General features: G+C 64.0%; 28 protein-coding genes. 26 read left to right on the top strand and 2 right to left on the bottom strand.

All coding sequences use genetic code 11. The features are described from left to right. The first annotated feature begins 1 nt into the window (after window position 1). From U1E69_RS00770 to U1E69_RS00645, 26 genes are all read left to right on the top strand, one after another. Window positions 2-1240: an NADH-quinone oxidoreductase subunit D gene (locus tag U1E69_RS00770; RefSeq protein ID WP_322242119.1), complete on the top strand. Its 1239-nt coding sequence runs from the start codon at window positions 2-4 to the stop codon at window positions 1238-1240. Continuing rightward, window positions 1240-1398, top strand: a complete 159-nt coding sequence (locus U1E69_RS00765; RefSeq protein WP_295074968.1) for a hypothetical protein — start codon at window positions 1240-1242, stop codon at window positions 1396-1398. Before U1E69_RS00770 ends, U1E69_RS00765 begins: the two co-directional genes overlap by 1 nt. Before the next feature lie 3 nt (window positions 1399-1401). Beyond that, entirely contained in the window at window positions 1402-2580 is a 1179-nt protein-coding gene (locus U1E69_RS00760; RefSeq protein WP_322242099.1) for an NADH-quinone oxidoreductase subunit E, read from the top strand. A 28-nt stretch (window positions 2581-2608) separates the two neighbouring features. Beyond that, window positions 2609-3508 (top strand): hypothetical protein, encoded by a 900-nt coding sequence (locus U1E69_RS00755; RefSeq protein ID WP_322242098.1) that lies wholly within the window; start codon window positions 2609-2611, stop codon window positions 3506-3508. 47 nt (window positions 3509-3555) lie between these two features. Next, a complete protein-coding gene (locus tag U1E69_RS00750; RefSeq protein ID WP_322242097.1) occupies window positions 3556-4143 on the top strand; it encodes an NADH:ubiquinone oxidoreductase in 588 nt (195 codons plus the stop codon). A 3-nt stretch (window positions 4144-4146) separates the two neighbouring features. After that, window positions 4147-4374 (top strand): DUF5337 domain-containing protein, encoded by a 228-nt coding sequence (locus U1E69_RS00745; RefSeq protein ID WP_322242096.1) that lies wholly within the window; start codon window positions 4147-4149, stop codon window positions 4372-4374. A gap of 10 nt (window positions 4375-4384) precedes the next feature. Continuing rightward, window positions 4385-5680: an NADH-quinone oxidoreductase subunit NuoF gene (gene nuoF / locus U1E69_RS00740; RefSeq protein ID WP_322242094.1), complete on the top strand. Its 1296-nt coding sequence runs from the start codon at window positions 4385-4387 to the stop codon at window positions 5678-5680. After that, the gene (locus tag U1E69_RS00735) at window positions 5680-5949 is read left to right on the top strand and encodes a hypothetical protein (RefSeq protein ID WP_322242093.1); all 270 of its coding nucleotides are present in this window, start codon (window positions 5680-5682) and stop codon (window positions 5947-5949) included. The genes nuoF and U1E69_RS00735 overlap by 1 nt, the downstream gene beginning before the upstream one ends. Further along, a complete protein-coding gene (locus tag U1E69_RS00730) occupies window positions 5949-6194 on the top strand; it encodes a hypothetical protein (RefSeq protein ID WP_322242092.1) in 246 nt (81 codons plus the stop codon). The genes U1E69_RS00735 and U1E69_RS00730 overlap by 1 nt, the downstream gene beginning before the upstream one ends. Then, entirely contained in the window at window positions 6191-6700 is a 510-nt protein-coding gene (locus U1E69_RS00725) for a DUF5333 domain-containing protein (RefSeq protein WP_322242090.1), read from the top strand. Before U1E69_RS00730 ends, U1E69_RS00725 begins: the two co-directional genes overlap by 4 nt. Further along, window positions 6697-7197: a DUF3291 domain-containing protein gene (locus tag U1E69_RS00720; RefSeq protein WP_322242089.1), complete on the top strand. Its 501-nt coding sequence runs from the start codon at window positions 6697-6699 to the stop codon at window positions 7195-7197. Before U1E69_RS00725 ends, U1E69_RS00720 begins: the two co-directional genes overlap by 4 nt. 5 nt (window positions 7198-7202) lie before the next feature. Then, window positions 7203-7379: a hypothetical protein gene (locus U1E69_RS00715; RefSeq protein ID WP_322242088.1), complete on the top strand. Its 177-nt coding sequence runs from the start codon at window positions 7203-7205 to the stop codon at window positions 7377-7379. After that, window positions 7372-9393, top strand: a complete 2022-nt coding sequence (nuoG, locus tag U1E69_RS00710) for an NADH-quinone oxidoreductase subunit NuoG (RefSeq protein ID WP_322242087.1) — start codon at window positions 7372-7374, stop codon at window positions 9391-9393. The genes U1E69_RS00715 and nuoG overlap by 8 nt, the downstream gene beginning before the upstream one ends. A 4-nt stretch (window positions 9394-9397) precedes the next feature. Then, complete coding sequence (locus tag U1E69_RS00705) at window positions 9398-9802, top strand: hypothetical protein (protein WP_371133972.1); 405 nt, start codon at window positions 9398-9400, stop codon at window positions 9800-9802. A gap of 14 nt (window positions 9803-9816) precedes the next feature. Next, window positions 9817-10854, top strand: a complete 1038-nt coding sequence (nuoH, locus tag U1E69_RS00700; protein WP_305568167.1) for an NADH-quinone oxidoreductase subunit NuoH — start codon at window positions 9817-9819, stop codon at window positions 10852-10854. Window positions 10855-11189: 335 nt separating this feature from the next. Then, window positions 11190-11456, top strand: coding sequence for a hypothetical protein (locus tag U1E69_RS00695; RefSeq protein WP_305568166.1), 267 nt, complete (start codon window positions 11190-11192; stop codon window positions 11454-11456). A gap of 2 nt (window positions 11457-11458) precedes the next feature. Next, complete coding sequence (gene nuoI / locus U1E69_RS00690) at window positions 11459-11953, top strand: NADH-quinone oxidoreductase subunit NuoI (RefSeq protein ID WP_305568165.1); 495 nt, start codon at window positions 11459-11461, stop codon at window positions 11951-11953. Continuing rightward, window positions 11953-12375, top strand: a complete 423-nt coding sequence (locus tag U1E69_RS00685) for a carboxymuconolactone decarboxylase family protein (RefSeq protein ID WP_305568164.1) — start codon at window positions 11953-11955, stop codon at window positions 12373-12375. The genes nuoI and U1E69_RS00685 overlap by 1 nt, the downstream gene beginning before the upstream one ends. Then, window positions 12372-12980, top strand: coding sequence for an NADH-quinone oxidoreductase subunit J (locus U1E69_RS00680; RefSeq protein ID WP_305568163.1), 609 nt, complete (start codon window positions 12372-12374; stop codon window positions 12978-12980). The genes U1E69_RS00685 and U1E69_RS00680 overlap by 4 nt, the downstream gene beginning before the upstream one ends. A gap of 67 nt (window positions 12981-13047) precedes the next feature. Then, the gene (nuoK, locus tag U1E69_RS00675) at window positions 13048-13353 is read left to right on the top strand and encodes an NADH-quinone oxidoreductase subunit NuoK (RefSeq protein ID WP_305568162.1); all 306 of its coding nucleotides are present in this window, start codon (window positions 13048-13050) and stop codon (window positions 13351-13353) included. A 6-nt stretch (window positions 13354-13359) separates the two neighbouring features. Continuing rightward, window positions 13360-15603 carry an NADH-quinone oxidoreductase subunit L gene (nuoL, locus tag U1E69_RS00670; protein ID WP_305568161.1) on the top strand — a complete coding sequence of 748 codons (2244 nt, stop codon included), beginning with the start codon at window positions 13360-13362 and terminating at the stop codon, window positions 15601-15603. A 12-nt stretch (window positions 15604-15615) separates the two neighbouring features. Further along, window positions 15616-17154 (top strand): NADH-quinone oxidoreductase subunit M, encoded by a 1539-nt coding sequence (locus tag U1E69_RS00665; RefSeq protein WP_305568160.1) that lies wholly within the window; start codon window positions 15616-15618, stop codon window positions 17152-17154. Between the two features lie 10 nt (window positions 17155-17164). Continuing rightward, the gene (nuoN, locus tag U1E69_RS00660) at window positions 17165-18601 is read left to right on the top strand and encodes an NADH-quinone oxidoreductase subunit NuoN (RefSeq protein ID WP_305568159.1); all 1437 of its coding nucleotides are present in this window, start codon (window positions 17165-17167) and stop codon (window positions 18599-18601) included. Then, a complete protein-coding gene (locus U1E69_RS00655; protein ID WP_305568158.1) occupies window positions 18591-19334 on the top strand; it encodes a biotin--[acetyl-CoA-carboxylase] ligase in 744 nt (247 codons plus the stop codon). Before nuoN ends, U1E69_RS00655 begins: the two co-directional genes overlap by 11 nt. Window positions 19335-19424: 90 nt before the next feature. Next, window positions 19425-20198 carry a type III pantothenate kinase gene (locus tag U1E69_RS00650; protein WP_305568157.1) on the top strand — a complete coding sequence of 258 codons (774 nt, stop codon included), beginning with the start codon at window positions 19425-19427 and terminating at the stop codon, window positions 20196-20198. Continuing rightward, window positions 20195-21871: a ribonuclease J gene (locus U1E69_RS00645; RefSeq protein WP_305568156.1), complete on the top strand. Its 1677-nt coding sequence runs from the start codon at window positions 20195-20197 to the stop codon at window positions 21869-21871. Before U1E69_RS00650 ends, U1E69_RS00645 begins: the two co-directional genes overlap by 4 nt. Window positions 21872-21937: 66 nt before the next feature. Here U1E69_RS00645 and U1E69_RS00640 read toward each other — a convergent pair whose 3' ends face one another. Beyond that, entirely contained in the window at window positions 21938-23605 is a 1668-nt protein-coding gene (locus U1E69_RS00640) for a DEAD/DEAH box helicase (protein ID WP_305568155.1), read from the bottom strand. Between the two features lie 179 nt (window positions 23606-23784). Further along, window positions 23785-24363: hypothetical protein (locus tag U1E69_RS00635; protein WP_322242085.1), on the bottom strand; the 579-nt coding region annotated here is incomplete at its 5' end.

The raw sequence follows: 24363 nt of genomic DNA, 5'->3' as shown, positions 1-24363 counted from the left end.
CATGATGGACGGCGATATCCGCGTGAACACCTATGACGACGGCTCGACCGATTTCGAGACCGGCGAACAGCGCATCCGCAACTTCAACATCAACTTCGGCCCGCAACACCCGGCCGCACACGGCGTGCTGCGTCTGGTGCTGGAGCTGGACGGCGAGATCGTCGAACGCTGCGACCCGCATATCGGCTTGCTGCACCGCGGGACCGAAAAGCTGATGGAAAGCCGGACCTATCTGCAGAACCTGCCCTATTTCGACCGGCTGGATTATGTGGCTCCGATGAACCAGGAACATGCCTGGTGTCTTGCGATCGAACGCCTGACCGGGACCGAGGTGCCGCGCCGGGCCAGCCTGATCCGGGTGCTTTTCTCCGAGATTGGCCGGGTGCTGAACCACCTGCTGAACGTGACCACTCAGGCGATGGACGTGGGCGCGCTGACGCCGCCGCTCTGGGGCTTCGAGGAACGTGAAAAGCTGATGGTGTTCTACGAGCGGGCCTCGGGCGCGCGTCTGCACGCGGCCTATTTCCGGCCGGGTGGGGTGCACCAGGACCTTCCGCCCCAGTTGATCGAGGACATCGACGCCTGGGCGGTCCAGTTCCCGAAGGTGCTGGATGACATCGACGGCCTTCTGACGGAAAACCGCATCTTCAAGCAGCGCAACGCCGATATCGGCGTGGTGACCGAAGCGGACATCCAGAAGTGGGGCTATTCCGGCGTGATGGTGCGTGGGTCGGGCCTCGCCTGGGACCTGCGCCGCGCCCAACCCTACGAATGCTACGACGAGTTCGAGTTCCAGATCCCCGTCGGCAAGAACGGCGACTGCTATGATCGCTATCTCTGCCGAATGGAGGAGATGCGGCAGTCGACCCACATCATCCGCCAGGCCTGTGCCAAACTGCGGGTCGAAAAGGGCGACATCCTTGCGCGCGGCAAGATCACTCCGCCGAAGCGGGGCGAGATGAAGACCTCGATGGAGGCCTTGATCCACCACTTCAAGCTTTACACCGAAGGCTTCCACGTCCCCGCCGGTGAGGTTTATGCGGCGGTCGAGGCTCCGAAAGGGGAATTCGGGGTCTATCTGGTCGCCGATGGCACGAACAAGCCCTACCGCGCCAAGATCCGCGCGCCGGGGTATCTGCACCTGCAGTCGATGGACTACATCTGCAAGGGCCACCAGCTGGCCGACGTCAGCGCCATCATCGGCACGATGGACATCGTCTTTGGCGAGGTTGACCGGTGATGCCGGACGTCACGATCAACCTGTGGACTCTGATCCTGGGCGCGGCTTCGGGTCTGGCCGGGGTCATGGCTGCCAAGTTTGGCAACCGTCTTGTCATGGGTGCCGTCGCCGGTGCCGCAACCGCCGTAATCCTGACTATCGCCAGGGGATATTTCTAGACCATGCTGCGCCGCCTTCACAAAGACCAACCCGCCTCTTTCGCCTTCACTCCGGCGAACCTGGCCTGGGCCAAGGGCCAGATCTCCAAATACCCCGAAGGCCGTCAGGCCTCGGCCATCATCCCGCTGCTGTGGCGCGCGCAGGAGCAGGAGGGCTGGCTTTCGCGCCCCGCCATCGAGCATGTCGCCGACATGCTGGGCATGGCCTATATCCGGGCGCTGGAAGTGGCGACGTTCTACTTCATGTTCCAGCTGCAGCCCGTGGGCAGCGTCGCCCATGTGCAGATTTGCGGCACGACCAGCTGCATGATCTGCGGGGCCGAGGACCTGGTGGCCGTGGCGAAAGAGCTGATCGCCAAGACCCCCCACACCTTAAGCGCCGATGGCAAGTTCAGCTGGGAAGAGGTGGAGTGCATGGGCGCTTGCGCCAACGCCCCCATGGCCCAGATCGGCAAGGACTACTACGAGGACCTGACGCCCGAGAAGCTGCGCGACCTGATCGGGCGGTTCTCGAAGGGCGAGGTCCCGGTGCCTGGGCCGCAGAACGGACGCTATGCGGCGGAACCGATCGGGGGGCTGACCAGCCTCAAGGACTTTGAATCGGGCCGCAAGCAGTACAACGCCAGCGCGCAGGCGGCGGTGGACCTGAAGGACACGGTCAAGCGCATCGACGGGACCGAAGTGCCGCTGCTGACGCCCTGGCTGGGCAAGCCCGCAGCCGTGACGCCCGCCAAGGGTCGCCAGGTCGAGCCGAAGCCCGGCGCGGGGGCCCCGGCGGATGCGACGGGCGCGACTGTGCAGGAAGCCAAGGCCTCGTCCAGGGGCAAGCCCAAGGCGGACGGCAATGCACCGAACGCAACACCGCTGGCAACACCTGAGGCCAAGGCCTCGGGCCAGGCGGGGGGCGTGCAGCCTGCGGGCCTGTCGGCGCCCAAGGATGGCAAGGCGGATGATCTGAAGCTGATCGTCGGGATCGGCCCCAAGCTGGAAGCCTTGTGCAACCGGCTGGGCTTTTTCCACTTTGACCAGATCGCCAACTGGACCGCGGGTGAAGTCGCCTGGGTCGACGAGAACCTGGAAGGCTTCAAGGGCCGTGTGACCCGCGACAAGTGGGTGGTGCAGGCCAGGATTCTGGCGGCAGGCGGCACGGTGGCCGAGGCGGAAGCAGCGGCAAGGGCGTAAAGGTGGTTCGGTTGCGGGGTGAAGCGGAATGAAGGTCGGCGACGACGACACGACGATCGGCATGGGTGGCTGGGGGCTGGTGGTTCTCTCCTGGGTGGTCACCTTTGCCGTGCTGCGTGGCTGGCTGTTCTACCACTTCGTCCCGGCGGGACTTTTCTCGACCGCAATCGCGCTGATCGTGCTTCTGGTGCTGCACCGGCTGGCCGTGACGGTGAACCGCTACGATGACCAGGAAGAGGCCCGCCGCGTGCGCAAGGTGGTGCCTGCGACGTCGGATGTCGGCGTGCGGATTGGCGGGACCGATGGCGCGACCGCTCCGGTCGCCAGGGCCGTGCCGGCACGGGCCGAAGGTGTCGTCGTGCCGCAGCGCCCGTCCTCGGTGGTGACGCCGCTGACGCGCCTTGATGTTGCACCGACGATCCTGCCACCCGTCCCTACCGAACCGGCCCCTGCCCAACCGGCCCCGACCGAGGTTCCGGTTGCGAAGGTGTCGGCTAAGGCCGTCGCAAAGGCCGCGGCAAAGCCCAAGGCCGAGCCAAAGCCCAAGGCGGCGAAAGCGAAGGTCGACGCCAAGGTCCCGGCCGGGACAGAGACCAAGCCGAAGGCCGCGAAGACGGCAAAACCCAAGGCCGCGAAGGCCGAACCGCAGGGCCTGGTCCGCCTCAAGGCGCCGCGCAAGGGCAAGCCCGACGACCTGCAAGAGATCGAGGGCATCGGCCCGGCGCTGGAAAAGCTGGTGAACAGCCTTGGCTTTTTCCACTTTGACCAGATCGCCGCCTGGACCGAAGCCGATGTGGCATTGGTCGATGCCGAAATGAAGACGTTCAAGGGCCGCATCGCCCGCGACAAATGGGTGGAACAGGCACGGATCATCGTCAGCGACGGGCTTGAGGCGTTCCGCGAACGCGCCAGGTCAAATGATTACTGAAGCCATCGGTGGCCCCGCGCGGGCTGCTGCAACGGGAGTGACATGGAATGCCTAGAGCAGAGAATGTGAATGCCCCCTCGATCGGTGGCTGGATGCTGGCAGCGACCGCCGGGCTTGTCGCCTTCGTGGCGCTGTCCCTTGTGGGGGATTTCGACCTGACCCCGGCTGCGGCCATCGCCGGTGTGCTGACCGTCGTCGTCGGACTGATCGTCGGGATGCGGCGTGGCAACATGCCTGCGCAAGGTGCGATGCCGGCTGCCAGACTGCACGCAGCAGCCCCCGAGCCGGCGGCTCCGCCTGCCGCTTTCGTGGCAGCGCCTGCAGCTGCAGCGCCCGCCGAAGTTGCGACCACCGATGGTCCGGCGCGGCTGGCGGCTCCGCGCGATGGCAAGGCGGACAACCTGAAGGAAATCGAAGGCGTCGGCCCGGCGATGGAAAAGCTGGTGAACGAGATGGGGTTCTTCCATTTCGACCAGATCGCGGGGTGGAGCGACGCCGATGTGGCCTGGGTCGACGCGAACCTGAAGGGCTTCAAGGGCCGTGTGACGCGCGACCGCTGGGTGGCGCAGGCCAGGATCATCGTCACCGAAGGGCTTGCGGCCTTCCGGGAACGCGCCAAGACCAACAGCTACTGAAACATGACCCAGACCCGTCCCGATCCATCTGACCTTCAGCGCGCCCGTCAGGCGCGGCTGGTGGGCATCGTGCTGGCGGTGACCATCGTACTGTGGATGGGGGCCCAGTGGCTGGGCGGACAACTCGGGTTGGAGGTGCGCTATGTGTTCCTCTTCGACCTTCTCGCCATCGCGGCCTTTGTCTGGGCCCTCGTGGTGACGTATCAGATCTGGCGCGGACGCCGGGGTTAGGAAGACCAAGATGCTCAAGGATCAGGACCGCATTTTCACCAACCTCTACGGGATGCATGATCGCAGCCTGAAGGGGGCCATGAAGCGCGGGCATTGGAATGGCACGGCTGACATCATCAAGCGGGGCCGCGACACCATCATCGAGCAGGTGAAGGCTTCAGGCCTGCGCGGGCGGGGCGGTGCGGGGTTCCCGACCGGCCTCAAGTGGTCGTTCATGCCCAAGCAGTCGGACGGGCGTCCGTCCTACCTGGTGATCAACGCCGACGAGTCGGAACCCGGCACCTGCAAGGACCGCGAGATCATGCGGCACGACCCGCATACGCTGATCGAGGGCGCGCTGATCGCCTCCTTCGCGATGAACGCCAACACCTGCTACATCTACATCCGCGGCGAATACATCCGTGAGCGTGAGGCTCTGCAGGCCGCCATTGACGAATGCTACGACGCCGGGATGCTGGGCAAGAACGCGGCCAAGTCTGGCTGGGACTTCGACCTGTATCTTCACCACGGGGCAGGGGCCTATATCTGCGGCGAGGAAACCGCGCTTCTGGAAAGCCTGGAAGGCAAGAAGGGCATGCCCCGGATGAAGCCGCCGTTCCCGGCAGGCTCGGGCTTGTATGGCTGCCCGACCACGGTGAACAACGTCGAGTCGATTGCGGTCGTGCCGTCCATCGTGCGGCGCGGGTCGGACTGGTTCGCCAGCTTTGGCCGACCGAACAACACCGGGACCAAGCTGTTCGGCATCTCGGGCCATGTGATGCAGCCCTGCGTCGTCGAAGAGGCGATGTCGATCCCGCTGAAAGAGCTGCTGGAGCGGCATTGCGGCGGCGTGCGCGGCGGGTGGGACAACATCAAGGCGGTGATCCCCGGCGGGTCCTCGGTGCCCTTGCTGACCAAGGAACAATGCGACGACGCGATCATGGACTTCGACTGGCTGCGTGAGCAGCGGTCGGGTCTGGGGACGGCGGCGGTGATCGTGATGGACAAGTCCACCGACGTGATCAAGGCGATCTGGCGGCTGTCGAAGTTCTACAAGCACGAGTCCTGCGGCCAATGCACCCCCTGCCGCGAAGGCACCGGCTGGATGATGCGCGTGATGGACCGCCTGGTGCGCGGCGAGGCCGAGGTCGAAGAGATCGACATGCTTCTGTCCGTGACCAAGCAGGTTGAGGGCCACACGATCTGCGCCCTTGGTGACGCCGCCGCCTGGCCGATCCAGGGCCTGATCCGCGCCTTCCGCGACGAGATCGAGGACCGGATCAAGGCCAAGCGCACGGGCCGCGTCTCGGCGGTGGCGGCGGAGTGATGGACGTGATGTTCAGCGTGCCATTCCTGTCTTTGGGGATCGTGCTGATCTCGCTGGCGCTGATGGCGCCCGCGCACAAGTTGTCGTGGTTGTGGCGAACGGCCTGTTTTACGGCGGCCGTCCCGCCGATCCTGGCCGGTTTGACGTGGAATGACTCCGGTTCTGGTGATTTTCTTTATGCGCTGTTGTCCGTGTCGCTTGTGGACTCCGCCCCGTTCGCTGCGGTGATGAGTCTGGTCGTTGCGTTTCGGCAGCGGGGGGTCGCGTGATGCGGATTGCGCTGGCCCTTTCGGTGACCCTGGCTCAGGGAGCCTGCGTGGCGACGGCTCCGTCCGTTCCTGCAGGGCGGGAGCCTGTGCGTGTCACCAACAATGGCCAACCGTTCCAGATGTGGGAGGGTGCCCTGGCCCGCAAGGCTGCCGATGCGGTCTGTGGGGGCAAGGTCAACGTCTCGATCTACGACCGTTTCGACCGGGCGACCGGCGCATGGGTCTATCCGGAGGGTTGCGCATGACATCTGCCGTCACCTTCGGTCACAAGGACCTGAGCCGGGCGCTTTGTCATGGCATATCAACGGCGTTTGGCGGCATCTGCGGGGCACGAGCAGCCAAGGAGGCCAACATGCTTCGCACGATGATTATCGCCCTGACCCTTGCCGCCACGCCCGCGCTGGCGCTGGTCCCGATCAACGAAAACCCCGAGATTCGCGAAAAGCTGCTGCAAGGCTTTATCGGCGACGCCATTGCCGACAATTGCCCGACCATCGAGCCGCGCAACCTTCGCGCCCTTGGCGAACTGAACAAGCTGCGCGACTTTGCGCTGAAGCAGGGCTACGAGGCCAGCGTTGTGCGCGCCTTCGTCACCTCGGACACCGAGAAGGCCAAGTTCAAGGCCGAGGCCGCCGAATGGCTGAAGGCCAAGGGTGCCGAGCCTGGCAATGCCGACGCTTACTGCACGATCGGCGAAGAGGAAATCGCCAAGAACAGCCTGATCGGCTACCTTTTGAGGTCGAAGAAGTGACAGAACCCGTCCTTCACCTGGCCGAGTTGAACGTGGGGCGCCTCTTGGCCCCCACCGACGACCCGCGCGTGGCCGAGTTCATGGCCGCGCTGGACCGGGTGAACGGGATGGGCAAGCGGATGCCCGGGTTCGTCTGGATGATGGAAGGTTCGGGCGAGCCCGGCACGGGGAACACCGAGGCCAAGATCGACGGCGACCCGCAGTTCGTGTCGAACCTGACGGTCTGGGAAAGCGTCGAGACGCTGGAGCAGTTCGTCTTCAACACCGTCCACCGCGCGTTCTATGAACGGCGGGCGGAGTGGTTCGAGGTGCTGGGGAAGATGCATTTCGTCATGTGGTGGGTGCCTGCGGGGCATCGGCCAACCCTGGACGAGGCGCTGGAGCGGTTGAAGCATCTTGAAGCGCATGGCGACAGCGACCATGCCTTCGGCTGGAAGTATCTCAAGGAAGCGCAGCTGTGGCAGACGCACGGCTGTGCCCAAGTGGCGGCGGAGTAGGGGCGATGTGCTACGGCGGTACTGACCCGAAATACATGATGCGCGACATCGAGGCGCGCGTGAAACACCTGTCGTTTGAACAGGATACGACGAAACAGGCGGCCCCGGCGGCGCTTGGGCTTCTGGCCCGGCTGCGTGACGCGGTGAAGGGGCTGCTGCGGAAGGACCGGGCGCATGTCTAACTTGAAGAAAATCAGCATCGACGGGATCGAGGTCGAGGTCGATGGCGCGATGACCATCATCCAGGCAGCGGAAGTGGCGGGGGTCGAGATCCCTCGGTTCTGCTACCACGAACGCCTGACCATCGCCGGGAACTGCCGGATGTGTCTGGTCGAGGTGGTCGGTGGGCCTCCGAAACCCGCAGCCTCCTGCGCGATGCAGGTCAAGGACCTGCGGCCGGGGCCGGAGGGTCAGGCGCCCGTGGTCAAGACCAAGTCGCCGATGGTGAAGAAGGCCCGCGAAGGGGTGATGGAGTTCCTTCTGATCAACCACCCGCTGGATTGCCCGATCTGCGACCAGGGCGGCGAGTGCGACCTGCAGGATCAGGCGATGGCCTACGGCGTGGACTTCTCCCGCTACCGCGAGCCGAAGCGGGCGACCGAGGACCTGAACCTTGGCCCCTTGGTCAAGACCGCGATGACCCGCTGCATTTCCTGCACCCGCTGCGTCCGCTTCACCACCGAAGTGGCGGGGATCACCCAGATGGGCCAGACCGGGCGCGGCGAAGACAGTGAGATCACCAGCTACCTGAACCTGACGCTGGATTCGAACCTGCAGGGCAACATCATCGACCTTTGCCCGGTTGGCGCGCTGACCTCGAAGCCCTATGCCTTCACCGCCCGGCCCTGGGAGTTGACCAAGACCGAGACCATCGACGTGATGGACGCGCTTGGGTCGAACATCCGGGTCGACACCAAGGGCCGCGAAGTCATGCGCATCCTGCCGCGCAACCATGACGGCGTGAACGAGGAATGGATTTCCGACAAGACCCGCTTCGTCTGGGACGGGTTGCGCCGCCAACGGCTGGATACGCCATATGTGCGCGAGAACGGCCGCTTGCGCAAAGCGTCGTGGGCCGAGGCGCTGACGATGGCGGCGGCGGCGATGCAGGGCAGGAAGGTCGCGGCGCTGGTCGGTGATCTGGTGCCGGTCGAGGCCGTGTTCAGCCTGACCCAGCTTATCCGCAGCATCGGTGGCCGCATCGAGTGCCGCACCGACAACGCCAAGCTGCCGATCGGCAACCGTTCGGGCTATGTCGGCACCGCGACGATCGAGGATATCGACAGCGCAAAGATGATCCAGTTGATCGGCACCAACCCGCGGGTCGAGGCTCCGGTTTTGAACGCGCGCATCCGCAAGGCGTGGAGCTTGGGTGCGACGGTCGGGCTGGTGGGCGAGGCGGTCGATCTGACCTATGACCATGTCCATGTCGGCACCGACCGTGCGGCGCTGGAAAAGCTGTCGTCGCAGGTGATCAGCGACGAGACGAAGGCGAAGGCGTCGATCGTCATCGTCGGGCAGGGGGCGATCACCGAAGCCGATGGCGAGGCGGTGCTGGCCCATGCGATGAAGCTGGCGGAAAACTCGAACTCGAAACTCTTGATCCTGCACACGGCTGCATCGCGCGTCGGCGCGATGGATGTAGGCGCCGCGACCGAGGGTGGTCTGGCGGCGGCGACCGAGGGGGCCGAGGTGATCTACAACCTTGGCGCGGACGAGGTGGTGATCGCCGAGGGGCCGTTCGTGATTTATCAGGGCAGTCACGGCGACCGGGGTGCTGCGCGCGCCGACATCATCCTGCCGGGCGCGGCCTGGACCGAGGAAAACGGTCTTTTCGTCAACACCGAAGGCCGACCGCAACTGGCGTTCCGCGCCGGGTTTGCCCCCGGTGAGGCGAAGGAAAACTGGGCCATTCTGCGGGCATTGTCGGCCGAGTTGGGGGCCACCCTGCCGTGGGACAGCCTTGCCGCGTTGCGCCGCGCGCTGGTGACGGCGCATCCGCATCTGGGGGGCGTCGATCGGGTGGCGCAGAACGCATGGTCGGCGCTGCCGGTGAAGGCGATGGGCAAGGCTGATTTCCGCAACGCGATCAAGGATTTCTACCTGACCAACCCGGTCGCGCGGGCATCTTCGGTGATGGCGGAACTGTCGGCGATGGCGAAAGCCCGCGCCACCCCGGCGATGGCGGCGGAGTAAGGCGTTGGTCCACCCCTTCACCCTTGCCGCGACACTCACCACCGCCACGGCGGCGCTGGGGGCTTGCACGCAATCGGCGGAGGTGACAGACGGACGCGGCCAGCAGCAATACGGTGGCATACAGACGATCCTGCTGGATGACGGGCTGGTCAGCTTCAACGTGGCAATGACTGGCGCGACGGGCAGGGCGGATGTCGAGGCCTATGGTCGCTGTGCGGCGGCGCAATATGCGCTGGACAAGGAATACGGGTTCGCACGGCAAGTGCGCACCATCGTGAAGAAAGACGGACGGACGTGGTACGGAGATGCGGTCTACATGATCTCTGCGACCTTGCCCGAGGGCCTGCGCACCATCGACGCCGAAGTGACGGCGGCGGAATGTGCAGAGCTTGGAATACCGACGGTTTGAAGTAAGGGGCTGACATGGACGGGTTTCTTTCCACGGGGTTCGGAACGGCGGTGCTGATTGCGGCACAAAGCCTTCTTATCGTTGCCTTCGTGATGATCAGCCTGCTGTTCCTCGTCTATGGCGACCGGAAGATCTGGGCTGCGGTCCAGCTTCGCAAGGGGCCGAACGTGGTGGGCGCCTTTGGCCTGCTGCAATCGGTGGCCGACGCGCTGAAATATGTGGTCAAGGAAATCGTGGTGCCTGCCGGAGCCGACCGCCCGGTGTTCTTTCTGGCGCCGATGCTGTCCTTCGTGCTGGCGATCCTGGCCTGGGCGGTGATCCCGTTCGATGACGGCTGGGTTCTGGCCAACATCAACGTGGCGATCCTGTTCGTGTTCGCGGTGTCCTCGCTGGAGGTTTACGGCGTGATCATGGGCGGCTGGGCGTCGAACTCCAAATACCCGTTTCTTGGCTCGTTGCGGTCTGCGGCGCAGATGATTTCCTACGAGGTGTCGCTGGGCCTGATCATCATCGGCATCATCATCTCGACCGGGGGGATGAACTTTTCGGCCATCGTGGCGGCGCAGGACGGTGACTGGGGGCTGTTCAACTGGTACTGGCTGCCGCACTTCCCGATGGTTTTCCTGTTCTTCATCAGCGCCTTGGCGGAAACCAACCGCCCGCCGTTCGATCTGCCGGAAGCGGAATCGGAACTGGTGGCCGGGTTCATGGTGGAATATTCCTCGACGCCCTACCTTCTGTTCATGGCCGGCGAATACATCGCGATCTTCCTGATGTGCGCGCTGATGTCCTTGCTGTTCTTCGGCGGCTGGCTGTCGCCCATTCCCGGACTGGCCGATGGCTGGTGGTGGATGGTCGGCAAGATGTGGTTCTTCTTCTTCATGTTCGCCATGGTGAAGGCGATCGTGCCCCGCTACCGCTATGACCAGTTGATGCGGATCGGCTGGAAGGTGTTCCTGCCCTTGTCGCTGGGCTGGGTGGTGTTGGTGGCGTTCCTTGCGAAATTCGAAGTGTTCGGTGGCTTCTGGGCCCGCTGGGCGATTGGAGGCTGATGATGCGAGCACACCTCCCGAGATTGACTACACCGGGCCTAGCAACGGCGATGCTGCTTTCTTTCCTGGGTGCTACCGCATCGGCGCAGCAGTCAAAACCTACTCCTCGTCAACTGGCCGAAGATTTGTGCGGACCGCAGCTTGTGGCATTTGAGGCGAGTGCCGGAGGGGCGCCTTCGCCTTGGCAAGTCCCCGCGGCCACGTCAGAACTGCCAGCTTGGATGTCCCCGGCAAGTGCCCGAATTCGGGTATGGACCATGTCAGCCTTTGCCCTGTTGGACTCGGTTACCACAGCACGAACAGCGGGACGTTCGCCGGAGTATCGAGGCGAAGCCATGGACCGTCTTCGCGCGGGGCTTGCTGTTACCAAGTGCTTGACGCCCTCGGATGCTGATTGGCGAGGGGCAGAGTTCCCCGAAGATGCAACGCACATCGCTGAAGATGAGACCTTCATGAAGGAAATGCGGGCCACTAAGTGCTTTGTAGAAATGTCAGAAAACTTGCTTGAGGTGCTCGTGAGCGACCTTGAGGGTGTTGCCCTGCAGGACGTGATTGATGAACAGATGCAGGTGCTCAAGAAGCGCTGCGAAACTTGGGAATGAAGATGTCCAACATCGACTGGAACCGCGCGACCCGCTATTTCCTGCTGATGGATTTCATCAAGGGTTTCGGCCTTGGCATGAAATACTTCTTCAAGCCGAAAACCACGCTGAACTACCCGCATGAAAAGGGCCCGCTGTCGCCGCGGTTCCGGGGCGAACACGCGCTGCGCCGCTACCCCAACGGCGAGGAACGCTGCATTGCGTGCAAGCTGTGCGAGGCGATCTGCCCGGCGCAGGCGATCACCATCGACGCCGAACCGCGCGAGGACGGCAGCCGTCGCACCACGCGCTACGACATCGACATGACCAAGTGCATCTACTGCGGCTTTTGCCAGGAGGCGTGCCCGGTCGACGCCATCGTCGAGGGCCCGAACTTCGAGTTTTCCACCGAGACCCGCGAGGAGCTTTTGTACAACAAGGACAAGCTTCTGGCGAACGGCGAACGCTGGGAAGGCGAAATCGCCCGCAACCTTGAACTCGACGCGCCGTACCGCTGATGACCGACGATTTCGCCAAGATCTTCGCCGCGATGATGGAGCAGGGCCAGAAAATGGCCAAGGCGTTCGCGCCAGCGATGGAAAACGCCGACGTCAAGGGATGGGAAAAGATGTTCCCGGCGATGCCGAAGGAAATTCTGGAAATGTGGTTCGGCAAGACCTTCAATCCCGAAGGGCTTGATGCGCGGACCCGGTTTCTGGTGACGATTGCCGCGCAGACCGTGCTTGGCCCGATCGGCGAGCCGCAGTTGCGGATGACCATCAAGAACGGCCTTGCCGCCGGGGCCACGAAGCGCGAGGTCGCCGAGGTGATCTGGCAGATGAGCATGTTCGGCGGCGTGCCCGCCATGCAGAAGGCGCTGGAGATCGCGCAACAGGTCTTTGCCGAGACCGCCGACGACACCGGGGAGAAAGACGCATGACCGTCGTTGACTTTGCCTTTTACGCCTTTGCCAGCGTCACGGTGGTCGCGGGCCTGATGGTCACGATCAGCCGCAACCCGGTGCATTCGGTGCTGTGGCTGATCCTTGCATTCCTGTCGACCTCGGGACTTTTCGTGCTGCTGGGTGCAGAATTCGTAGCGATGCTGCTGGTTATCGTCTACGTCGGCGCGGTGGCGGTTCTGTTCCTGTTTGTCGTGATGATGCTGGACATCGACTTTGCCGAGTTGAAGGGCGAACTGGCGCGGTACATGCCCTTGGGCCTGCTGATCGGTGTCGTGCTTCTGATGCAGATCGCAATCGGCGTTGGTGTCTGGGATGCAGCACCCGGTGCCGAGGGTCTGCGTCAGGCCGTCACCCCGACCGAGATCGAGAATACGCGCGCGCTGGGGATGATCCTCTACGACCGCTATTTCCTGCTGTTCCAGTTGTCAGGCCTGATCCTCCTGGTCGCGATGATCGGAGCGATCCTGCTGACCCTGCGTCACCGCCGCGACATCAAGCGCCAGAACGTGCTGCAGCAGATGTGGCGCGACCCGGCCAAGGCGATGGAACTGAAGGACGTGAAACCGGGACAGGGGCTTTAGGCCCATTCCGCGCCCCCACGGGGGCAAGACAGAAGACAACGGGCAAAAGACCCGGAGGGAACGTGAGATGGTTGGACTTGAACATTACCTGACGGTGGCGGCGGCGCTGTTCGTCATCGGCATCTTCGGGATCTTCCTCAACCGGAAGAACGTGATCGTGATCCTGATGTCGATCGAGTTGATGCTTCTGGCGGTGAACATCAACCTTGTCGCCTTTTCGTCCTTCGCGGGCGATCTGGTCGGGCAGATCTTCACCATGTTCGTCCTGACCGTCGCAGCCGCCGAAGCGGCCATCGGCCTTGCCATCCTCGTCGTGTTCTTCCGCAACCGCGGCACGATCGACGTGGAAGACGTCAACGTGATGAAAGGCTGACCCGTGATGGCAACGATCATTCTTTTTGCGCCGCTGATCGGCGCGCTGATCTGCGGCTTTGGCTGGCGCATCATTGGCGAGCGTGCCGGGCAGGTGATTGCGACCGCGCTCTTGTTCCTGGCGGCGGCGCTGTCGTGGATCATCTTCCTGACCTTCGATGGCGAGACGCAGCAGATCGTGCTGATGCGCTGGATCGAAAGCGGCAGCCTTGCGACCGAGTGGGCGATCCGCCTCGACCGATTGACGGCGATCATGCTGGTGGTGGTGAACTCGGTCTCGGCGCTCGTGCACCTCTATTCCTTCGGCTACATGGCGCATGACGAGAACTGGGGCGACGACGAGCCTTATCGGGCGCGGTTCTTTGCCTATCTGTCGTTCTTCACCTTCTCCATGCTGATGCTGGTGACGTCGGACAACCTGGTGCAGATGTTCTTCGGCTGGGAAGGCGTCGGCGTCGCGTCCTACCTGCTGATCGGGTTCTACTACCGCAAGCCAAGCGCCAATGCCGCCGCGATCAAGGCTTTCGTCGTCAACCGTGTCGGTGACTTCGGCTTTGCGCTGGGGATCTTTGCGCTGTTCTACCTGACCGACAGCATCCGCTTTGACGACGTGTTTGCTGCCGCGCCTGCGCTGGCGGAAACCAACCTGACCTTCCTGTGGGGCGAGTGGAACGCGGCGAACCTTGTCGGTGTGCTGCTGTTCATCGGGGCGATGGGCAAATCGGCACAGCTGTTCCTGCACACCTGGCTGCCGGACGCGATGGAGGGCCCGACGCCGGTGTCGGCGCTGATCCACGCCGCGACGATGGTGACGGCGGGGGTGTTCCTGGTCTGCCGGATGTCGCCGGTCTATGAATACGCGCCGCAAGCGACCGCGTTCATCACGGTGCTGGGGGCGACCACGGCCTTTGTCGCGGCGACGATCGGTCTGGTGCAGAACGACATCAAGCGCGTGATTGCCTATTCGACGATGTCGCAGCTTGGCTACATGTTCGTGGCGGCAGGTGTCGGCGTGTATTCGGTGGCGATGTTCCACCTGTTCACCCATGCCTTCTTCAAGGCGATGCTGTTCCTTGGCGCGGGCTCGGTGATCACCGCGACGCACCACGAACAGGACATGCGCAACTATGGCGGGCTGCGGAAGAAGATCCCCTTCACCTTCTGGATGATGATGATCGGCACGCTGGCGATCACTGGGGTCGGCATTCCGCTGACGCATTACGGCTTTGCCGGCTTCCTGTCGAAGGATGCGGTGATCGAAAGCGCCTGGGTCGGATCGGGCTATGCGTTCTGGCTGCTGGTGGTAGCAGCGGCGATGACCAGCTTCTATTCCTGGCGGTTGATGTTCCTGACCTTCTACGGCACCAGCCGCGCTGGCGGCCACGACGCCCATGGGCATGGTGACAACGGGCATGGCGACCATGGGCACCACGAGCCGCAGGAAAGCCCGTTGGTCATGCTGATCCCGCTTGGCGCGCTGGCGCTTGGGGCGATGTTCTCGGGGATGCTGTGGTACAAGGTGTTCTTTGGCGACGAGGCTGCCGTCCGCGACTGGTTCGGGATGGCAACTGCCGAGCACAGCGAGGCAGAGGGTCAGTCTGGCGAAGCCGCCCCTGCAGCGGACGAAGCCCATGGCGCGACCGCCGCGACCGAGGGTGCAGCCGCCTCCGCCGCCGACCATTCCGCCGAAGCTGGGGCCGAAGCTGGGGCCGAAGCCGGAGCCGTGCCGCAGGGTGCGCTGGTGATGCTGCCGTTCACTGCAGACGAACAGGCCAGCGTTGACGTCCGGCTTGACGCCGACAAGGTCGCCAAGGCAGACCACGCGCCGACCACCATGATCAACGCGGCCCATCTGGTGCCGACCTGGGTCAAGGTTTCGCCCTTCGTGGCGATGCTGTTCGGCTTTGCCCTGGCCTGGCTGTTCTACATCAAAGACCCGAGCCTGCCCGGACGCCTCGCCACGCAGCAGCGCCCGCTGTATCTGTTCCTTTTGAACAAGTGGTACTTCGACGAGGCCTATGACTTTATGATCGTGCGTCCGGCCCGCTGGCTTGGAGGCTTCCTGTGGAAGCGCGGCGACGGGGATGTGATCGACGGCTCGATCAACGGGGTGGCCTTGGGGATCATCCCCTTCTTCACCCGTCTCGCCGGAAGGGCGCAGTCCGGCTACCTCTTCCACTATGCATTTGCGATGGTTCTGGGGATCGTAGCCCTGGTTACCTGGATGACGCTGTTCGGCGGCGCGAAGTAAGGGGCGCGCACCATGGAAAACCAGCTTCTCTCGATCATCACCTTCCTGCCGCTTGTCGCGGCGATCATCATGGCGCTGTTCCTGCGTGGCGATGACGCTGCGGCACAGCGCGGGGCGAAATGGCTTGCGCTGTTCACGACGTCGGCGACGTTCCTGATCTCGCTGTTCGTGCTGCTGCGCTTTGATCCGTCGAACACCGGGTTCCAGTTCGTCGAGGAACGCGCCTGGATCATGGGTCTCAGCTACCGGATGGGTGTTGACGGCATCTCGATCCTGTTCGTGATGCTGACGACGTTCCTGATGCCGATCACGATCCTGTCGTGCTGGAACGTGGAAACGCGGGTCAAGGAATACATGATCGCGTTTCTGGTCCTGGAAACGCTGATGCTTGGCGTGTTCTGCGCGCTGGACCTGGTGCTGTTCTATCTGTTCTTCGAGGCCGGGCTGATCCCGATGTTCCTGATCATCGGCATCTGGGGCGGCAAGGAGCGGATCTACGCGGCCTTCAAGTTCTTCCTCTATACCTTCCTCGGCTCGGTGCTGATGCTGGTCGCGATGATCGCGATGTATCTTGATGCCGGGACCACCGACATCGTGAAGCTGCTGGCGCATGACTTCGGGTCCGAGACCTTCTCGATCCTTGGCATCCCGGTGGTTGGTGGGCTGCAGACCATGCTTTTCCTCGCCTTCTTCGCGTCCTTCGCGGTGAAGATGCCGATGTGGCCTGTGCATACCTGGCTGCCCGACGCGCACGTGCAGGCGCCGACTGCGGGGTCGGTGGTGCTGGCCGCGATCCTGCTGAAGATGGGCGGCTACGGCTTCCTGCGGTTCTCGATCCCGATGTTCCCGGTGGGGTCGGATGTGCTTGGCCCGCTGGTCCTGTGGATGTCAGCCATCGCCATTGTCTATACCTCGCTTGTGGCACTGGCGCAGACCGACATGAAAAAGCTGATCGCCTATTCGTCGGTCGCGCACATGGGCTATGTCACGATGGGCATTTTCGCGGTGAACCAGCAGGGTGTCGATGGCGCGATCTTCCAGATGCTGTCGCACGGCTTCATTTCCGGCGCCTTGTTCCTGTGCGTCGGCGTGATCTACGACCGGATGCACACCCGCGAGATCGAGGCTTATGGCGGCCTTGTGAACCGGATGCCCGCCTATGCGCTGGTGTTCATGTTCTTTACGATGGCCAACGTCGGCCTGCCCGGCACCTCGGGTTTCGTCGGTGAATTCCTCACTCTGGTCGGCATCTTCCAGGTCAACACCTGGGTCGCCGCCGTGGCGACCTCGGGCGTGATCCTGTCGGCGGCCTATGCGCTGTGGCTGTATCGCCGCGTCATGTTCGGCGCGCTGGTGAAAGAGGCGCTGAAAACCATCACCGACATGGACCGCCGCGAAAAGCTGATCTTCGCGCCCCTTGTCGCGATGACCCTGATCCTTGGCGTCTACCCAAGTCTTGTCACCGACATCATCGGGCCAAGCGTCGCCGCCCTTGTCTCCGACTACCACGCTGCCCTGCCCGATGTGGCCGGGCAGGTGGCCCTGAATTGAGGTTCCGGCCATGATGCCAGCAGATTTCACCACCATCCTGCCCGAAATCGTGATGGCCGGTTACGCCATGGCGGCGCTTCTGGTCGGCGTCTACACCACCAAGGACAAGCTGGCGCCGACGCTCATGTGGTCGACGGCGGGGCTGTTCCTGCTGCTGGCGCTTTATATCGGAATGAATGGCGCGGGCGAGCGCACCGCCTTCAACGGCATGTTCATCGACGACCCCTTCGCGCGCTTTGCCAAGGTGACCATCCTGATCTCGGCTGCCGCAGTTCTGGTGATGAGCATGGACTACATGCAGCGCCGCGATCTTCTGCGGTTCGAGTTTCCGATCCTCGTCACGCTGTCGGTCATCGGCATGATGATGATGGTATCGGCGGGCGACCTGATGTCGCTCTACATGGGCCTTGAGCTGCAGTCGCTGTCGCTTTACGTCGTCGCCGCAATGCGCCGCGACAGTGCGAAATCGTCGGAAGCGGGCCTGAAATACTTTGTTCTCGGCGCACTCTCGTCGGGGCTGCTGCTTTACGGCGCTTCGCTCGTCTATGGCTACGCCGGCACCACGCAGTTTGCGGGCATCCTGTCCACCGTGCAGGACGGCGTGCCGCTTGGCCTCCTCTTCGGCCTTGTGTTCATGCTGTCGGGCCTTGCCTTCAAGGTCTCCGCAGCACCCTTCCACATGTGGACGCCGGACGTTTACGAAGGCTCGCCCACACCGGTGACCGCCTTCTTTGCAACAGCCCCGAAGGTCGCTGCGATGGCGCTGATCGCACGGCTGGTGCATGACGCCTTCGGCGGCGTGCCGGGGCAGTGGGGTCAGGTGATCGCCGCCCTCTCCGTCGCCTCGATGTTCCTCGGCGCGGTGGCGGCAATCGGTCAGCGCGACATCAAGCGCCTGATGGCCTATTCCTCGATCGCCCACATGGGGTTTGCGCTGATGGGCCTTGCGGTCGGCACCGCAGGCGGCGTGCAGGCGATGCTGATCTACATGGCAATCTACGTCACCATGAACGTCGGAACCTTTGCCTTCATCCTGTCGATGGAGCGTGACGGCCGCCCGGTCAGCGACATTGCCAGCCTCAATTCCTTTGCCAAGAAGGAACCGCTGCGCGCGCTTGCCATGCTGGTCCTGTTGTTCAGCCTCGCCGGTGTGCCGCCGATGCTGGGCTTCATCGGGAAGTTTTACGTCCTGAAAGCTGCGGTTGATGCGGGCATGGTCTGGCTGGCAGTCGCAGGTGCCATCGCCTCGGTGATTGGCGCGTTCTATTACTTGCGCATCGTCTACTTCATGTATTTCGGCGCCGAGACCGAACCCGCCGACAGCCGCATGGCCCCAGTGCAATGGGCGATGCTGGTCGCGGTCGCGATCATCATGCTGGCGGGAATGATCAACCTTTTCGGGATCGAGCCGGTGGCCGCGCTTGCGGCAGAAGCGCTTGTCCGCTGACGCACCAGACGGGGCAGGGCGCATCGCCATCCCCGAAATCGACAGCACCAATGCCGAAGGGTTCCGTCGCGGCGGTGGCCCGGTGTGGATCACCGCCGGCCTTCAAACCGCAGGTCGCGGCCGCCGCGCCCGGCCGTGGGTCAGCCCTCGCGGCAACTTCCACGGCACGCTCGTTCTCCACCCGGTCGAGCCGCCGGAAACCGTGGCGCTCCGCTCCTTCGTCGCGGCGGTCGCCCTCCGTGATGCCTTTGTGGCATCAACCGGCCTGCCTGACGCCTTTGCCCTGAAATGGCCGAACGATGTCTTGCTGAACGACGGCAAGGTTGCGGGCATTCTGCTGGAAAGCCAATCCCTTGGCACCCCCGGCGCCACGCTTTGTATCGGCATTGGTGTCAACCTGATCGCCGCCCCGGACGCGAGCCTCGTCGAACCCGGCGCGCTTGCCCCCGTCTCGCTGCTGCAAGGCACCGGCAAGCGCATCACGCCCGAGGCCTTCCTGAACGTCCTCGCGCCCGCCTATGCTCGGTGGGAGACAATCTTCACCTCCGAAGGCTTTGCCCCGATCCGCGCGCATTGGCTGGCCCACGCCGCCCGCCTCGGGCAACCGATCGTGGCACGCACCGGCACCACCACCCATGACGGCGTCTTCGAGATGATCGACGCCACCGGCAACCTGATCCTGCGCACCCCCTCCGCCACGCTTGCCATCCCCGCTGCCGAGGTGTTCTTCTGACCGCTCGAGCCTTCCCCTTTGCAGAAATATCCCACGGGGGTCCGGGGGTGTGAAACCCCCGGCTTTTACGCTTCAACAGGACGAACGCCCATGCTTCTGGCCATCGACTGCGGCAACACCAACACCGTGTTTTCCATCTGGGACGGCGCGAAGTTCATCGCCACCTGGCGCATCGCCACCGACCACAAGCGCACCGCTGATGAATACTTCGTCTGGCTCTCGTCGCTGATGATGCTGACAAAGACCGAGGCCTCGGTGACCGGGGCGATCATCTCCTCCACCGTGCCGCGTGTGGTCTTCAACCTGCGCGTCCTCTGCGACCGTTACTTCGGTTGTCGCCCGCTTGTGGTTGGCAAACCCGACTGCCGGCTGCCGGTGCCACCGCGCGTCGATCAGGGCACGACCGTGGGCCCCGACCGCCTCGTCAACACAGTCGGCGCGCATGACCGGCATGGCGGCGATCTGATCGTCGTCGATTTCGGCACCGCCACCACGTTCGACGTGGTAGACCACGACGGCGCCTATGTCGGCGGTGTCATTGCGCCCGGCGTCAACCTCTCGCTCGAGGCCTTGCACATGGCCGCCGCGGCGCTGCCGCACATCGACGTTGCCCGCCCCGACAAGGTGATCGGCACGAATACGGTGGCCTGCATGCAGTCCGGCGTGTATTGGGGCTATATCGGGCTGGTCGAAGGCGTGGTGCGCAACGTGCGCCACGAACGCGACCGGCCCATGAAAGTCATTGCAACAGGCGGCCTTGCCTCCCTGTTCGCGCAAGGAACCGAACTATTTCATTCGATCGAGGATGACCTGACAATGCACGGGTTGGTCCTGATCAACGACTTCAACAAGGAAACCATATGAGCACCAACCGGCTGATCTACCTTCCCCTCGGCGGCGCCGGGGAGATCGGCATGAACTGCTATGTCTACGGCTACGGTCCTGCTGGCCGCGAACGTCTGATCCTCGTCGACCTTGGGGTCGCCTTTCCCGACATGGACGGCTCGCCCGGTGTCGATCTGATCATGGCCGATGTGTCCTGGCTGGAGGCCCGGCTTGACCGGCTTGAAGCGATCTTCATCACCCACGCCCACGAAGACCACATCGGCGCACTTGGCATCCTGTGGCCCAAGCTGCAGAAGAAGGTCTACTGCCGCCGCTTCACCGCCACGATCGGCAAGCTGAAGTTCGAAGAGGCCGGCCTGCCGATCGACCAGATCATCACCGTCGAGCCGCGCCCCGGCACGGTCGAGGTGGGGCCGTTCAAGGTGCAGTTCGTGCCCGTCAGCCATTCCATCCCGGAATCCTCGGCGCTGGTGATCGACACGCCTGCCGGACGCATCCTGCATTCCGGCGACTTCAAGATCGACCACAAGCCGGTGGTGGGCGAGGCGTGGGATGACAGCCGCTTTGCCGAAATCGTCGCGGAACGCCCGGTCAAGGCGCTGATGTGCGATTCCACCAACGTGTTCTCGACCCACGCGGGGCGCTCTGAAAGCACGCTTGGCCCGGCGCTGACCGAGCTGATCAAATCCGCCACCGGCATCGTGGCTGCCACCACCTTCGGCTCCAACGTCGCGCGATTGAAGACGCTTGCCGAAGCCGCCCGCGCCGCTGACCGCACCGTTTGCGTTCTGGGCCGCTCGATGAAGCGGATGATCTCGGCCTCGGAAGAAGCGGGCGTCCTTACCGGCTTTCCGCGCACCGTCAGCCCGGAAGAGGCGCTGGACGTGCCGCGCCGCAACCTGATGCTGCTGGTCACCGGCAGCCAGGGGGAACGTCGCGCGGCCTCGGCACAACTCAGCCGTGGCAAGTATCTGGGAATCGAGATGAAGGAGGGCGATACCTTCCTCTTTTCCTCGAAGACGATTCCCGGCAACGAACGCGACGTGGGCCGGATCTGGAATGCGTTTTCCGAAATCGGCGTCAACGTGATCGACGACCAAGGTGGCAAATACCACGTCTCGGGCCATGCCAACCGTCCCGATCTGGAACATGTCCACCGCCTTGTTCTGCCCGACATGCTGATTCCGATGCACGGCGAACACCGTCACCTGCGCGAACACGCCCGCATCGCGACCGAGGCGGGAATTGCCGCCGAGGTTGCGTCGAACGGCATGATGATCGACCTGACCGGCGACGTGCCGGAGGTGGCCGAATATATCGAGACCGGGCGGCTTTACCTTGATGGCACGGCGCTGATCGGGTCGATGGACGGGGTGGTGCGCGACCGCATCCGCATGGCGCTGAACGGCCACGCGCTGGTCACCGTCATTCTGGACGAAAACGACGAGCCGATGGGCGAGCCGTGGGTCGAGGTGATGGGCCTGCCCGCCACCGGCCTTGGCGGCCGCCCGCTGAACGAGACGATGGAAGGCGACCTTGCCGAGTTCCTTGAAAAGGCCGGGCGGAAGCTTTTGCGCGACGATGACAAGCTGGAAGAGGCGATCCGACGGATCGTGCGGCAGGTGTCGATGGAAGAGATCGGCAAGAAGCCGGAAACGACCGTGGTGGTCAGCCGCCTCGTCGCCGAATAAGCGCGCGTCCAGCGAAAGCAAAAGGCCCCGCAATCTGCGGGGCCTTTGGTGTTTCGGGGGCGCGTGTCAGCCTTCGGTGCCGTTGGCGGGTGCCTCTTCCGGCTCATCAGCCGTGGCGGTCTTGAGCGCGAAGCTGCGCAGGATGAAGTCCGGAACATGGTCGCCCATGCCCACAACGGCCGGGCCGTAATCGCGCCGGTCGTCGCGGCGATAATCGGGGCGTTCGCGGCGATCATCGCGGCCCTCGCGCGGTTCACGGCGGCGGTCGTCGCGGCGCGGCTCCTCACGGCGGGCTTCTTCGCGACGGGGCTCCTCGCGACGGGGCTCCTCGCGACGGGTTTCTTCGCGACGGGTTTCTTCGCGACGAGGCTCTTCGCGACGAGGTTCTTCGCGACGGGCATCCTCACGGCGTGGCTCTTCGCGCACCGGTGCGGCCTCGGCTTGCACCACCACCAAGGGCTCCATCGACGCGCGCGGGCTGTCGGCGGTTTCCTTCGGCTTGCGGTCACGGTCGCGATCACGGCCACGCGGTTTTCTTTCTTCGCGCGGACGCTCGGGACGACCGTCATCTTCACCGGGAACAAAGCCTTCCGGCAGCGCGCCGCGCGGAATTTCCGATTTGACCAGGCTCTCGATGGCTTTGAGATACTTTTCGTCCGACGGCACGGCGATGGTATAGGCCTTGCCCAGCCGCCCCGCGCGGCCGGTGCGGCCGATGCGGTGGATGTAATCTTCAGGGTGCGACGGCACGTCGAAGTTGAACACATGGCTGACCGCCGGAATGTCGAGCCCGCGCGCCGCCACATCGGAGGCGACGAGAAGATGCACGGTGCCGTCACGGAACCCGTCCAGCGTTTTCGTCCGCACCGACTGGTCCAGATCGCCGTGAATGGGCGAGGCGTTGAAGCCGTGCTGTTTCAGCGACTTTGCCACCACGTCCACGTCCATCTTGCGATTGCAGAAGATGATCGCGTTGGTGCAAGCCTCGCCTTCCGCGCGGATCAGCGCGCGCAGGACGGCGCGCTTGTCGGCAAAGCTGCGGTCCTTGCGGGTCGGCTTCACCTCGATCAGCGCCTGCGTGATGGTCAACGAGGCGGACGCCTGCCGCGCCACTTCGACCTTGGCCGGGTTGGTCAGGAAGGTGTTGGTGATCCGCTCGATCTCGGGCGCCATCGTGGCGCTGAAGAACAGGGTCTGACGGGTGAACGGGGTCAGTTGGAAGATGCGTTCGATATCGGGGATGAACCCCATGTCGAGCATCCGGTCAGCCTCGTCGACCACCATGATCTGCACGCCATTGAGCAACAGCTTGCCACGCTCGAAATGGTCGAGCAGGCGACCGGGGGTGGCGATCAGCACGTCGACACCGCGGTCGATCAGCTTGTCCTGTTCGCCGAATGCCACGCCGCCGATCAAGAGCGCCTTGGTCAGTTTGGTGTGCTTGGCATAGGTCTCGAAGTTTTCGGCCACCTGGGCGGCCAGTTCGCGCGTTGGCGCCAGCACGAGGCTGCGCGGCATCCGGGCGCGGGCGCGGCCTTGACCCAGAAGCGTGATCATCGGCAGCACGAAGCTTGCCGTCTTGCCGGTGCCGGTCTGGGCGATGCCCAGAACGTCGCGGCCCTTCAAGGCCTCCGGGATGGCTTGCGCCTGAATTGGTGTGGGGGTTTCGTAGCCGGCTTCGGAAACGGCTTGCAAAACGCGCGGGTCCAGCGCGAGGTCGGAAAATTTGGTCATCAGCGTCCTATGAATGCGGTATCGGACCGCATGGGTAATGGGACGCATGTTATCCGGGCGCCCCGGCGTCGCGACCCTTTTGGCCGCCAGCGGCGCATAGCGGAAATAGGCCGCAAGGTCAAGGCAGGCCTAACGTGCATCACCAGAGCGACTGGCACCCGGCATCGGCGGCGGGCTTGTCACCAGTTCGGCCGGTCCTGCGCGGCGCAAAGCGCGGGTCGCCCGCCGGAGCGCATCAGGGCCCGCGTCGGTGTTGGTGTCAGCACGCCAACCTCGGCGTCGGGCATTTGCACGGGCGGGCCGTAACCTTCGGGCCGGTAGGGCAGCAGGTCGGCGCCCCGCAGCAGATGCGGCAGGGCGCGCCAAAGGATGAACGCGCCAGCAGGCAAGTCGCTTGGCCGAGCCATGTGCCGCCGCTGCCCGCGCGTCGCGCTGTCGACCCGCGCGGCGTGCAGGACTGCGTCCATTTCAAGTGCCATGGCGCGCTGGCCGAAAACCTGCGCCCAAGCGTGGCGGAAATCGTCATAGGCGGCACGCCGGCACTCTGCGCAAGGCCGATGTCCGGCCGCGCAGGCAACAGCCTCGTCGTGAAAGAAAAGTCGCGTGTAGCCGTTCGGTGGCACGACGCCGGGCGACACCCGGCCCGGCTTTTCCCGCAAGGTGCAGGTGATCCAGGCCTTGCCCTGCCAGCGTCGCACCATTCGACCGTCGCCATCGTGCAACCGCCCCCGGTTGCCCATGAACCCGCCCCGCGCCGC

This window comes from Tabrizicola sp., assembly GCF_034366665.1.
Classification (GTDB): Bacteria; Pseudomonadota; Alphaproteobacteria; order Rhodobacterales; family Rhodobacteraceae; genus Tabrizicola.
This window is presented reverse-complemented; position numbering and strand designations above follow the sequence as displayed.

Bases quoted from the DNA above. Each gene is read 5' to 3' on its own strand.
- U1E69_RS00770 (WP_322242119.1), top strand. From the start codon at position 2: ATGATGGACGGCGATATCCGCGTGAACACCTATGACGACGGCTCGACC.
- U1E69_RS00765 (WP_295074968.1), top strand. From the start codon at position 1,240: ATGCCGGACGTCACGATCAACCTGTGGACTCTGATCCTGGGCGCGGCT.
- U1E69_RS00760 (WP_322242099.1), top strand. From the start codon at position 1,402: ATGCTGCGCCGCCTTCACAAAGACCAACCCGCCTCTTTCGCCTTCACT.
- U1E69_RS00755 (WP_322242098.1), top strand. From the start codon at position 2,609: ATGAAGGTCGGCGACGACGACACGACGATCGGCATGGGTGGCTGGGGG.
- U1E69_RS00750 (WP_322242097.1), top strand. From the start codon at position 3,556: ATGCCTAGAGCAGAGAATGTGAATGCCCCCTCGATCGGTGGCTGGATG.
- U1E69_RS00745 (WP_322242096.1), top strand. From the start codon at position 4,147: ATGACCCAGACCCGTCCCGATCCATCTGACCTTCAGCGCGCCCGTCAG.
- nuoF (WP_322242094.1), top strand. From the start codon at position 4,385: ATGCTCAAGGATCAGGACCGCATTTTCACCAACCTCTACGGGATGCAT.
- U1E69_RS00735 (WP_322242093.1), top strand. From the start codon at position 5,680: ATGGACGTGATGTTCAGCGTGCCATTCCTGTCTTTGGGGATCGTGCTG.
- U1E69_RS00730 (WP_322242092.1), top strand. From the start codon at position 5,949: ATGCGGATTGCGCTGGCCCTTTCGGTGACCCTGGCTCAGGGAGCCTGC.
- U1E69_RS00725 (WP_322242090.1), top strand. From the start codon at position 6,191: ATGACATCTGCCGTCACCTTCGGTCACAAGGACCTGAGCCGGGCGCTT.
- U1E69_RS00715 (WP_322242088.1), top strand. From the start codon at position 7,203: ATGTGCTACGGCGGTACTGACCCGAAATACATGATGCGCGACATCGAG.
- nuoG (WP_322242087.1), top strand. From the start codon at position 7,372: ATGTCTAACTTGAAGAAAATCAGCATCGACGGGATCGAGGTCGAGGTC.
- nuoH (WP_305568167.1), top strand. From the start codon at position 9,817: ATGGACGGGTTTCTTTCCACGGGGTTCGGAACGGCGGTGCTGATTGCG.
- U1E69_RS00695 (WP_305568166.1), top strand. From the start codon at position 11,190: ATGGACCGTCTTCGCGCGGGGCTTGCTGTTACCAAGTGCTTGACGCCC.
- nuoI (WP_305568165.1), top strand. From the start codon at position 11,459: ATGTCCAACATCGACTGGAACCGCGCGACCCGCTATTTCCTGCTGATG.
- U1E69_RS00685 (WP_305568164.1), top strand. From the start codon at position 11,953: ATGACCGACGATTTCGCCAAGATCTTCGCCGCGATGATGGAGCAGGGC.
- U1E69_RS00680 (WP_305568163.1), top strand. From the start codon at position 12,372: ATGACCGTCGTTGACTTTGCCTTTTACGCCTTTGCCAGCGTCACGGTG.
- nuoK (WP_305568162.1), top strand. From the start codon at position 13,048: ATGGTTGGACTTGAACATTACCTGACGGTGGCGGCGGCGCTGTTCGTC.
- nuoL (WP_305568161.1), top strand. From the start codon at position 13,360: ATGGCAACGATCATTCTTTTTGCGCCGCTGATCGGCGCGCTGATCTGC.
- U1E69_RS00665 (WP_305568160.1), top strand. From the start codon at position 15,616: ATGGAAAACCAGCTTCTCTCGATCATCACCTTCCTGCCGCTTGTCGCG.
- nuoN (WP_305568159.1), top strand. From the start codon at position 17,165: ATGATGCCAGCAGATTTCACCACCATCCTGCCCGAAATCGTGATGGCC.
- U1E69_RS00650 (WP_305568157.1), top strand. From the start codon at position 19,425: ATGCTTCTGGCCATCGACTGCGGCAACACCAACACCGTGTTTTCCATC.
- U1E69_RS00645 (WP_305568156.1), top strand. From the start codon at position 20,195: ATGAGCACCAACCGGCTGATCTACCTTCCCCTCGGCGGCGCCGGGGAG.
- U1E69_RS00640 (WP_305568155.1), bottom strand. From the start codon at position 23,605: ATGACCAAATTTTCCGACCTCGCGCTGGACCCGCGCGTTTTGCAAGCC.